General features: G+C 39.4%; 1 protein-coding gene. It reads left to right on the top strand.

The window, feature by feature from the left end:
- On the top strand, positions 1–203 hold a 203-nt coding region (locus tag HMPREF0693_RS18325; RefSeq protein WP_036932537.1), incomplete at both ends, for a calcium-binding protein.

The raw sequence follows: 203 nt of genomic DNA, 5'->3' as shown, positions 1-203 counted from the left end.
AATCGGTGGTGATGGCAATGATTTATTCTATGGCGGTGATGGCAATGATTTATTCTATGGTGGCTCTGGAAACGATGTTATATACGGAGAATTGGGAAATGATGTGCTCTATGGTGATGATGGAGATGATATACTTATTGATTATTATGGTGCTAATATGTTGGATGGTGGTAAGGGTAATGATCGGATCTGTGTAGCCTCAA

It is taken from the genome of Proteus mirabilis ATCC 29906 (genome assembly GCF_000160755.1).
Lineage (GTDB): Bacteria > Pseudomonadota > Gammaproteobacteria > Enterobacterales > Enterobacteriaceae > Proteus > Proteus mirabilis.
This window is presented reverse-complemented; position numbering and strand designations above follow the sequence as displayed.